Below are 10,042 nucleotides of genomic sequence, written 5' to 3'. Positions count from 1 at the left end.
TTGCCAGCTGCTAGTAATTCTTTTATTCGTTTGTGCTTAGCCTCATTGGCTTTCTTACCTGTTGGCTTGTAACCCGAACGTGCCAAGCCCTGCTTAATACGTTCTATACGTTTCTCATTGTCCAGGCGGGCCATTGTTGCCAGGAGATCAATCAACATATTGTTGATGAGATCCAGGATTGAATGAGTAATGCTGTCACTGGTTTGAATCATTTGGTAGGTAGTAGGAAGATCTGCTACGACTAAACGAAGTCCCTTCTCCTGGATCCTGCGCTTCAGCTCTTGAAAATCCTGTTGGGTTAGGCGTGATAATCGGTCAATACTTTCAACCAACAAGGTGTCGCCTTGATTTGCTTCTGACAGTAGCTTATTCAATTCAGGTCGGTCTAACTTCGTACCACTATAGTTTTCCACGTACACAATGGTTTCGCCCAAATTCAAGTTTTGGTTTAGATCCTGAAGAATCTGCAAAGCCCTTTCTGCATCTTGATCTTTAGTTGAAGCTCGTAGATAAATACGTGTATTCATTTCTATCATTTAATCTTAATTCTATTAGATTAATGATAACAATATCATTTAATTATTGCATTAAGTCTAATGATAGATATTGTATGCGATTTGGCTCGCTATCATTCAGCTATACTCTTTTGATAAAAAAAGCATGACTAAAAGCCATGCCTTGGGAATTCGTATAACGTGTATTATGTTAATTTTAAGATAGCTTAAGAATTATCTCTTCTTTGGTGGCATTGATGTTTTTTGAGGAGTTGTAGGATTTACACCTTTTGATTTTTCAGGTTGATAACCAGCAGTAGAAGGTGAACCTGGTGCCTTCATTGGAGTATGCCCATCATTAACTGGTAATCGCTTAATTTCTCTTGTCATAAAAATTCCTTAACGCTTCTTAGGAGGTGTTGATGTTTTAGAAGAATTTGTTGAGTTGTTTACTGTAGGTTGATAACCTTTAATAACATCTGCTGTTAAAACTTTATTTTGATTATTCGAAGGAACGTAGCCTTCATTTAGATCAATTAACTTATTCTTTTCATTCATAAAAATTCCTTAACGCTTCTTAGGAGGCTGTGTATTTAACTGTTTTTTTGTATCTTTTTGAGGTGAATAACCTGGTTTTGGTAAGCTATCAAAATGTATCTTTACAATAGGTTGATAACCTTCCATTGATAAAAAGTATTTTTTCATTTCAACAATTCTCGGTTAGTTTTTTTCAAAAAATTCAATAGATTGAATATCTTTAGATAGAACTAATATACCACTAGTCTGATTAACTACTCGCTCAAAATCACCATTTTCATCTAGCTTCCAAGTTTTTTCTAAATAAATTTGAGGTTCTTCAGGATAACTGGAAGTGAATGATTCTGTTGAGTACTCTCCAGCTATTTCTCTACCGTCCACCAAGGTAACTATCACAAAATATTCTTTTCTTTTTCCAAATACATAATCCCATGCTCTGAGTGTTGGATGAGGAGCATTTTTCTGGAAAAACTCCATACTTCTTAACTTTAGCCATAACCATGCTAGAAATGCAGGGAAAATTATTAAAATTAATGAATAAAAAAAGAAAGTAAAAAATGAACAAATAAATTCCCATTTTTTAGAAAAAAGCATCATGTAAATAAATGGGCCTAAAATTGCATAATTTAGGCAACTATAGGTAATAGCATCAATAATACTCTTAGTCGCATCTTTATCTTGATTTGGACATAGTAAGGAATAAACTTTTATTGAAATGAAACCTGGTATCGCAAAAACAATAAATAAAAATAGAGTATTAATAGATTGAAAAATTTCCAAATTTATAACCCGATAAAAAAATTATTTGAATAGAAACCAATTTTATAGGCACTTTTTAGTTAGATAAAGTCTGAAATATAAGCTCATTTAACATAATGGCTGTTATACGAAATTTAAAAAAATATCGTAAAAATAGGAACTTAGGACTCCAATTTTCGATTTCTTATAAGGTGTATTATGTTAATTTTAGAGAAACTTAAGAATTATTTTTATATTCAGTAATACTATATTTTTTTGCACTTGTTAAATAATTCAAATTTAGCCCTTTAGAATTTTGTTCTTTATTACCAAAACTTCCAGACCAACCAACTTTGACAAAAGGTGAAGTTACAGCAACTAATGTTCCTAGTGGAATTGTCATTCCTGTCATGGAATCACAGAACAATCCTGCGGGAACATTTTTAACAGCTTCCATAATGCTAGTTGAACTAACATCAAACTCTAATTTTAAGTTGCGTTTCAGCCCCTCTCCAAAACGTTCTTTAAATGATTTATTTAGATCATCAATACTTGCTTTTAACTCGATTCTCATATCAAGTCGCATAGCATCAATATCATCTGACGTAGCTATTTTTTCATATAAGCTATTGAGAGAAATATGAAGCCTGTTTAACTCATCATGTCTACGATATTTGAACTCTAAAATATCAATTAAGTTAGTATTAGCGGACGGTGTTGGGAGAGCATTAAATAGCTCAAACTTTAAAATATCTTTTTTGATCCGATGGTCAGGATGAATAAATGGTTCTATCCCAAAATGATGCATTGCCCATGAAGTATCCTTTTTTTGAGACTTCATGAAATTTAAGGTTGCATCTAGTTCCTTTAAAGATAGCTCAGGGCCCTTATCAGTCGAAAATGATTGTAGGTTTGTAGTAGGTCTATATAGTATTCCAACAGATTTAAAAATTTCTTCCTGTGGCAACCCTATATATATCAATCTATTAGCTGGGACTACTATATGATCCCAATATAAAGAAAAATACTTCATATCATCTAAAGTAAGCGCACTAGACAGTGAAATACCATTATCTGTGGATGCAAACGAATAAGAAGATGTAATTAAACCTCTTTGAACTTCACCCAAAGTATTTTCCTCTGCAAAATTTAATATCTTCTGTGAGATTTTTTAATAATCCCTATAACATCACTTTTATCACAAACTATTAGAAATTTAACGCGCTCACTTTTAAAAAGCTGATTACTAATAGCAAAACTTTCATTTCCACCACATATTTGGAAATTACTTTTTAATCTCAATGAAGCTAATACATCTTCAATTTTTATATCATTTAAATCAACAATTAACTCACAATCTTCGTTTGATAGAGATAGTACATAAAGTGCTATATCAGACTTTTCAAATACTGATTCAATTTCATCTTTTTTATAAAGAAGAAATGCTTTCTGTGGTAACTGATTTATTGAAAGATTTTCAGAAATAATATGGAAATTAGAATCACATCTATCCTGAAAAAGAGGTCCTTTTCCACCTTTAGAAGATGGTTTTGTACGAAGCATTTCATTAACAGTTCCATAGTGCTGTACCCATTTTCGTACATTTTCTGAGATCATATCTAGAAAATTCAATAATCTAGAGTAAAGATTACTGAGATTGAGATCTAAAATTGGTTCATGGTGAGCAATTCTATTTCTTAAATGATTTAAACGCTCTAAATCTGTTTTTATATCTTTCCTTGAAATGTGCTTAGGAAAAATAGAGTGAAGATTTACCTGCCATAGAGGACGATCATACTCATCGCGAAATAAATTAGACCAGAAATCAAAAGTCAAAGTCGAAACAATGTCACAATTTTTATTAGTTTTAGCCCTACTAATTGCCTTTTTTAATGAGCCTTCACTGTATTCATTGAGTATGTCTATAAAGACTTGATTAAAAAAATAATTTTCTCCAAACTTTTGTATGAGGAGCTCATTAATTGTATTTCGAACAGTAACTTCTAGAATTTGAAGAGGAAAAAGGAAAGCCTTAGCTAATCTAGCATTATAAAGATATAGCTCAAATGCATAATCTTTATTAAAACCAGCTCTTTGCAAATATGTTCCAAATCTTTTATCAGATAAATGATTAATGATTTCTTGACCATCATTAAGATATGTAAATGGAACTTGACTTTGAGCCATTAAAGTACCTAAAATGTTTATATGTTGACATACCTTCAAGTATATCAACACAAAAAAGTAGTTGATATATAGACATATTTCTATAGTTGCCCCTCTGTCATATTGACACGCGCTATCAACAAAAGATTAGAGCCCCGAGACAGATCTAGTATCCCTCTCGGGGTTTCGCCTTTTTATAGATCCTAAAATCCTACTTAACATAAAATTTCTTATGCGAAGCCCAGATTAATCCTAGGCTTTTTGTTCAATCTCATCATTGGCCGAGAACATACTTGGATTCGTAAGCCTGATATTTTCCTGACAACTTCCACACAGCATCAATCCTGCAAAAAGTTGTACATTTTGTCTATTTTCACAAAGCGTACATGGCTTTGAAAGCTGAATAATATTATCTGACACTACTTTACCCTCTTATAGTTATCATCTGCATATGAATAACCTTTAGCTTGCATCATTCGAACCTCATCTTTAGAAGCCCCATTTTTCATTAATGTCCATAACATCATGAAATAGAGTCCAGAAAAATCTTCATAGTATTTTTCAGAAAAATTATTATCTTCCTCAAAATCATCTATTCGCTTTTCTAATCGATTCACCAGATCTTCAATACGATCTGCCTGCTGCTTAACAGCAATAGATTGAAAATCATTGGTCAAAATTTTACTGAACAATTTACTGGTTCTGATTCCTTCTGAATTAGCCAATTGATCGTAGAATTCTGCTACTTGTGGATCTAGTCTGACTGCATAAGTTTTGACTTTTTCGCCCATAAATTACATCTCTTATAGGAATTAGAGTTTGTACACAATTAAATGCATATAATTCAATAAATTAAAATAAAACAATAAATAAATTACGTACAAGCCTATTTGTACAGAATTAATCTATTCTAAAACAAAAACTTATTTAAATATAATGCTTTTTTTATGTACAAATATGAGTACATAATTTTTATTATATTTATCAATATTTTATCTAAAAAAATTACGGTTTTTATGTACAAGCATGTGCACAGCATAAAAAACATATAATTCAACTACTTATTCTAAAAAAAGACCATTTTTCTGTACACGTTTCTGAGACCCTAAAAAATCGCTGAAATCCTTATTCTGTAAGGCTTTGAGGGTTGTCATCGTTAGATGCGTGGTGTGTGACAAAAAAATCCCGGCGTGTGCCGGATCCTGGATTAGAAAATTGGCTAAAGTGACGTAGGGCCGGTGCTTGGTTTTGCATGGAAAAAAGTATTTATTTCCTAGTTTAGAAAAACGTAAAAAATCAATTTTTTGTCCATTCATCCAGGTTAAAAATTTCAACCCAAAACTTTAATTATGAAAAGCTTCACAGAAAGCGTTCAAATGCGATTTAAGAGCCCCTACCTAAAAAGCATAGATCTCATAGTGAAAAACAGAAAACAGCTCAAAAAACGCAAATGAGAGCGAAATAAAGAGGTATTTTGACTTTAGATAGATGCATAGAGCGAGTGTCTACGAGCGAACTATCAAAATTTGCGCCTAGACCCTCTGAAAAACATTTTTTTGCCCTTTTTAGCCTAAGAAAGCGTAAGTTTCATGCAGAAATTTGCTCCTGGACCGAGCGTAGCGAGTAAAAAAGTTTTATGAGCGTAGCGAATTCCGAGTTGCTTTTGCTTTTTCTTAAAGTCACGTAAGTATTAATCAAAAAATTGCCCCGACGAACTGAGCGCAAGCGAAGTTCAATAGAGTTTGAGCGAAGCGAAAACCAAGGGCAATTTTTCAATTTGCTCTTTTTAAATATATTTTAAATCTTTTAAATCTTTTAGGCTATCTGAAAGGCTTTAACAGAAAGGCTTTCAGCTACTAACTATGAGGGATTGACTACCAACTATGAGGGATTGACTACTTAACTATGAGGGATTGACTACTTAACTATGAGGGATTGACTACCAACTATGAGAGAATTATATTACTCATAGTTAATTTCTTGAAATAAGAATGATGAGTACATCTAAAAAAGAATTGGTAGTTAAATCAAATCAAGTAATTGAGGCTTCATATCAACTGAGCTCAACAGAACAACGGATTGTCTTAGCAGCTATTAGTAAGATTAGTCGGGCTGAAGATATTACCGATGATGAAATTTATCGCGTAACTATTGATGATTTAAAAAAACTTGGGGTTCATGAAAAAACAGCTTATAGAGATCTAAAAGATGGTGTAAACCGCTTATATGACAGATCAATCAATTTAGCTATTGATGATGAATCAATCAAAATGAGATGGATTCAATCCATACGATTTTTAGAGAGTAAAAGTGTTGTAGGAATTCGGTTCTCTAAAGAAATTTTGCCGTTCATTTCTAATCTAAGCCGTGAATTTACTAAGTACTCTCTATCTGACATTGCTGGTATGAGTAGCGCATATGCTATTCGTATTTATGAGCTATTAACGCAATATCGCTCCATAGGAAAACGAGAGATTTCCATCGAAGCTCTAAGAGGTATGTTGGAGTTAGGGAAAAGATATCCATTGTCTGCTGATTTAAAGAGATGGGTTATTGATACTGCTGTAGATCAAATCAATGAACATAGCCCTTTAAATGTATCTTACGAGCAAATAAAGACAGGTCGAAAAGTCACACACATTCACTTCACGTTTAAAGAAAAATCAAAAAGTATTGAGAATAAATCCAAACAGAATAATTTTTATAAATTGACAGATTCACAAATTAATATGTTCGGTAATCAGCTTTCACGCTTACATGAAGTATCTCACCTAGCACAACAAGGTGAAAGTTATGACGATTTAGCTATTAAAATTAAGGATATGCTGCGAGATCCAATCCAACAAAAACAACTTATTCCTCATCTTAAAAATTTAGGTTTTAAGGCATAAAGATCAATTGTATGTGTAGAGGTTGACTACTTGTTAATGTATCTTAGTTTACATAATAGACAACCAAAATCATAAGATGAAATCACTATCTGTTATTGAGCTTTCAAAGCTCTACGGAATAACTCGTCAAGCCATTTATAAGCAAATTAATAAAGGTAATTTAAGTAAGAACAGTGACGGTAAAATTGATCTTGCCGAAGCTATTAGAGTCTTTGGTGAACCATCCAGAAATGTAAACAGTTCACAGACAACTGAAACACGAAAGTTGTCAGAAGTTCACCTGCTAGAACAACAGGTTTACATGCTTCAAAAACAGCTTGAACAGGCTCATGAGCGTGAGCAGTTCCAACGTGAGGAACTAAAAGCTAAAAATGATCAATTACACGTTAAAGATGAGCAAATTGAAGCGATACAACGCTTACTAGAAGCTCCGAAAGCTTATATAACTAGTTCTATCGACCCGAAATTAGATATAACAACAGATATTAGGTCAAAAAGTGAGTCGAACTATGATGGATTGACTACTCAACCAAAAGAAGCTCCTGTAGAAGCAAAGATTCAAACTCAGCCTAAACATGACGGATTGACTACTGCTGAGGCCAAACGGGTTACGATCCCTGAACAGGTGGAGACTGAACCCGAAAAAAGAGGCTTCTGGAGCCGATTCTTTAAACCGTATGGCTGATTTTATTGTTCACCTGAGCTTATTAAAAACGTGGAACATTGTTCACTTATTAAGCGTGGAACATGAAAAATCATAAAAAAAGCCCAATCGGGTGTGATTGGGCTATAAACTAGAAACTACAGCATTGATTTCTAAGGAAAATTATAACACATTTCGTATAAGGTGTATTATGTTAATTTTAGGAAAACTACACTTAGTCAAATTAAGTGCCATGATTAATTTTAATTATACTTTGAAATGATATAACATTACATTTATTTTTAAATTATTACTCATCATGACTCGTACGTTTGATCGGTTACAAGCAATAGATGCTTTAAGAGGTTTAGTAATTCTAATTATGATGTTAGATCATGTTAGAGAAACATTTTACTTACATCATCAAGTCACAGATCCAATGCTTATACCTGATACTGAAGGATTCCTTTTTTTTAGCAGAACTTTAGCTCATTTATGTGCACCTGTTTTTGTTGTTTTAACTGGACTGTCAGCGTATTTATATCAGAGTAAATATAATAGCTTAACAATGACAAGGGAATTTTTACTAAAACGAGGGCTATTCCTTATATTTCTTGAATTAGTGATCATTAATTTTGCTTGGACAGGTAGATTTCCACCAGATGTTATTTATTTACAAGTGATCTGGGCTATTGGACTAAGTATGGTTGCTTTATCATTGTTGATAAATATATCCAAAAAATGGCTTTGGTCAATCAGTTTAATTATCATCTTTGGACATAATTTATTAGAGCAAGTTTCTTTTTCAAATATTCCTATTCTTCAGAATTTTTGGTTTGTTTTATATGAGAGAGGTTGGATTGAGCTAGGTGAAATTCGTCTAAGAACCTCTTATCCAGTCTTACCGTGGATTGGTATTATCACACTAGGATATTGTATTGGCGGTTATATATTTGATGCTAGTAAAAACAATCATCGTCGCAATATAACTTTACTTACTACAGGTATATTGAGTATTGGTCTATTTTTTATTTTAAGACTAATAAATCTATATGGTGATCAGGAATGGACTGTTCAACAGAATTTTCTTGAAACAGGGATGAGTTTTTTCAACCTAACTAAATATCCACCATCATTGCTATTTACACTTTTTAATGTAGGAATTGGATTTATTCTTCTAGCATTGTTAAATAAAGTTGAAGATAAGAAATGGGTTAAACCCTTAATAGTATTTGGTTCAGTACCTATGTTTTTCTATATCGTACATTTATTTCTTCTTAAAGCATTATATGCAATTTCTGTAGGGATATGGGGAACAAATCAAGGTGCATATTTTGGAGTAAATACTGTAATAAGTTTATGGTTTATAACAATTATGCTAAGTATATTGCTTTATCCATTAATGCTTAAATTCTCAAATTTTAAGCATAAAAATAAGCAAATAAAATTGCTTAAATATTTATAAGTTAACTTATAAATTAATGTGGTTCCATTAATTAGACCACTCAAACCCATTTTATAAGTGATAAATCTGCTCAAAATGGGAGCTTAAAGCTCCCATTTTTGACTTCGTATAAGGTGTATTATGTTAATTTTAGGGAAATTTAAGAATCTCTATGCAATGGTTTATTCAATATTCTTTGATTTCTTATCTTTTAGGTTAATCAGAAATAGCCAATAACATAAGCCAGGAAATAGAGCCATAAAGATAGTCCATGTATCTGTATACATCTTCCACCACTCTTTCGAAATTTCTCCTGTGTGACTCCATCCAAAAAGAATAAAAAATGGAGTAGCAATAATTATAGAGGCAATACAGATAGTTAATAAATTAAGACTGTTATAACGATTTAAAAGAATTGAGAATATGAAGCTGAAAGGTACAGTCAAAATACAATAAGCCAAGTAGACAAGACCGTGCCCTACAAGAACCACTAAAATCGAGTATAGGCTGTATTCCTGATTCATTACGATAAACAGGACTGCTGTGAAAAAAAGTAGTGGTAAAGGAGAAAGTAAGAGAGCTTTTACTATTTTTTCATTTGAGTATTTCACTAATTTAATTCTCTTATCTACTCAATAAATAATAATACTATAACGATTTTATTGGAGGTTTTTTGATTCTATTTAACATAATGGCTGTTATGCGAAATTCCTAGCATATTCACCTTTTGTCTTATATCTTTGTTTTTACCAATAGGTAAAATATATTCATAACCTACATCGGAAAAGTAGGTAGTTAAGAAAAAAATTGCAGAGATTTATAAGCCTTATAGTAACGGGAGAGACTATAGGGCTTTTTATTTATCTTAATATTCATATACCTAATGGATTTGCTTTTCAACTAGTTCCAATTTGTTTAATGCTTGCCGTTTTTTATGATCATTATTAATCTTTACAACTAGAGCTAAAATAAAAACCATCACTATAAAAACAAGGAAAATCAAATGCTTTTTCATCATTAATTCCGTCTTTTGATCTTTAAGAATGCCTTGCTCCTTTGTAAATAGATATGACATAAGGGAAGCACTGATACAAGCCTTTTTAAATGACTTTAGCAACTCGATAAACAG

General features: G+C 32.1%; 12 protein-coding genes. 3 read left to right on the top strand and 9 right to left on the bottom strand.

What is annotated here, in order from left to right; genetic code table 11:
• The 7 genes from VXQ11_RS15390 to VXQ11_RS15360 form a co-directional block, all read right to left on the bottom strand.
• Window positions 1–536 (bottom strand): recombinase family protein (locus VXQ11_RS15390; RefSeq protein ID WP_416706419.1); only part of this gene is annotated, 536 nt, incomplete at its 3' end.
• A gap of 192 nt (window positions 537–728) precedes the next feature.
• Complete coding sequence (locus tag VXQ11_RS15385) at window positions 729–884, bottom strand: hypothetical protein (RefSeq protein WP_416706418.1); 156 nt, start codon at window positions 882–884, stop codon at window positions 729–731.
• Window positions 885–893: 9 nt separating this feature from the next.
• Window positions 894–1,052, bottom strand: coding sequence for a hypothetical protein (locus VXQ11_RS15380; RefSeq protein WP_416706417.1), 159 nt, complete (start codon window positions 1,050–1,052; stop codon window positions 894–896).
• A 162-nt stretch (window positions 1,053–1,214) separates the two neighbouring features.
• Window positions 1,215–1,811: a DUF6338 family protein gene (locus VXQ11_RS15375; RefSeq protein WP_416706416.1), complete on the bottom strand. Its 597-nt coding sequence runs from the start codon at window positions 1,809–1,811 to the stop codon at window positions 1,215–1,217.
• A 196-nt stretch (window positions 1,812–2,007) separates the two neighbouring features.
• Window positions 2,008–2,898, bottom strand: coding sequence for a DUF6236 family protein (locus tag VXQ11_RS15370; RefSeq protein WP_416706415.1), 891 nt, complete (start codon window positions 2,896–2,898; stop codon window positions 2,008–2,010).
• A gap of 20 nt (window positions 2,899–2,918) precedes the next feature.
• On the bottom strand, window positions 2,919–3,956 hold the full coding sequence (locus VXQ11_RS15365) for a hypothetical protein (RefSeq protein WP_086222754.1): 1,038 nt from the start codon (window positions 3,954–3,956) through the stop codon (window positions 2,919–2,921).
• 398 nt (window positions 3,957–4,354) lie between these two features.
• Window positions 4,355–4,726 carry a hypothetical protein gene (locus VXQ11_RS15360; protein WP_000504219.1) on the bottom strand — a complete coding sequence of 124 codons (372 nt, stop codon included), beginning with the start codon at window positions 4,724–4,726 and terminating at the stop codon, window positions 4,355–4,357.
• A gap of 1,200 nt (window positions 4,727–5,926) precedes the next feature.
• Here VXQ11_RS15360 and repM point away from each other — a divergent pair.
• The 3 genes from repM (at window position 5,927) to VXQ11_RS15345 (ending at window position 8,934) form a co-directional block, all read left to right on the top strand.
• Entirely contained in the window at window positions 5,927–6,826 is a 900-nt protein-coding gene (gene repM, locus VXQ11_RS15355) for a replication initiation protein RepM (RefSeq protein WP_416706414.1), read from the top strand.
• Between the two features lie 76 nt (window positions 6,827–6,902).
• Window positions 6,903–7,511, top strand: a complete 609-nt coding sequence (locus VXQ11_RS15350) for a plasmid replication DNA-binding protein (protein WP_416706413.1) — start codon at window positions 6,903–6,905, stop codon at window positions 7,509–7,511.
• Window positions 7,512–7,788: 277 nt separating this feature from the next.
• Window positions 7,789–8,934 (top strand): DUF1624 domain-containing protein, encoded by a 1,146-nt coding sequence (locus VXQ11_RS15345; protein WP_179991664.1) that lies wholly within the window; start codon window positions 7,789–7,791, stop codon window positions 8,932–8,934.
• A 161-nt stretch (window positions 8,935–9,095) separates the two neighbouring features.
• Here the strand turns inward: VXQ11_RS15345 and VXQ11_RS15340 are convergent, their stop codons facing one another.
• Together VXQ11_RS15340 and VXQ11_RS15335 are read right to left on the bottom strand one after the other, a co-directional pair.
• Window positions 9,096–9,524, bottom strand: coding sequence for a hypothetical protein (locus tag VXQ11_RS15340; RefSeq protein ID WP_000877730.1), 429 nt, complete (start codon window positions 9,522–9,524; stop codon window positions 9,096–9,098).
• Between the two features lie 269 nt (window positions 9,525–9,793).
• A partial coding sequence (locus VXQ11_RS15335) for a hypothetical protein (protein ID WP_416706412.1) occupies window positions 9,794–10,042 on the bottom strand: 249 nt, incomplete at its 5' end.

The sequence above is a fragment of the Acinetobacter sp. 197 genome (assembly GCF_048148385.1).
In the GTDB taxonomy this organism is placed as follows: Bacteria; Pseudomonadota; Gammaproteobacteria; order Pseudomonadales; family Moraxellaceae; genus Acinetobacter; species Acinetobacter pecorum.
The sequence above is the reverse complement of the archived record's forward strand: the minus strand, read 5'-3'. Positions and strand labels throughout refer to the sequence as shown.

Bases quoted from the DNA above. Each gene is read 5' to 3' on its own strand.
- VXQ11_RS15385 (WP_416706418.1), bottom strand. From the start codon at position 884: ATGACAAGAGAAATTAAGCGATTACCAGTTAATGATGGGCATACTCCA.
- VXQ11_RS15380 (WP_416706417.1), bottom strand. From the start codon at position 1,052: ATGAATGAAAAGAATAAGTTAATTGATCTAAATGAAGGCTACGTTCCT.
- VXQ11_RS15365 (WP_086222754.1), bottom strand. From the start codon at position 3,956: ATGGCTCAAAGTCAAGTTCCATTTACATATCTTAATGATGGTCAAGAA.
- VXQ11_RS15360 (WP_000504219.1), bottom strand. From the start codon at position 4,726: ATGGGCGAAAAAGTCAAAACTTATGCAGTCAGACTAGATCCACAAGTA.
- repM (WP_416706414.1), top strand. From the start codon at position 5,927: ATGATGAGTACATCTAAAAAAGAATTGGTAGTTAAATCAAATCAAGTA.
- VXQ11_RS15350 (WP_416706413.1), top strand. From the start codon at position 6,903: ATGAAATCACTATCTGTTATTGAGCTTTCAAAGCTCTACGGAATAACT.
- VXQ11_RS15345 (WP_179991664.1), top strand. From the start codon at position 7,789: ATGACTCGTACGTTTGATCGGTTACAAGCAATAGATGCTTTAAGAGGT.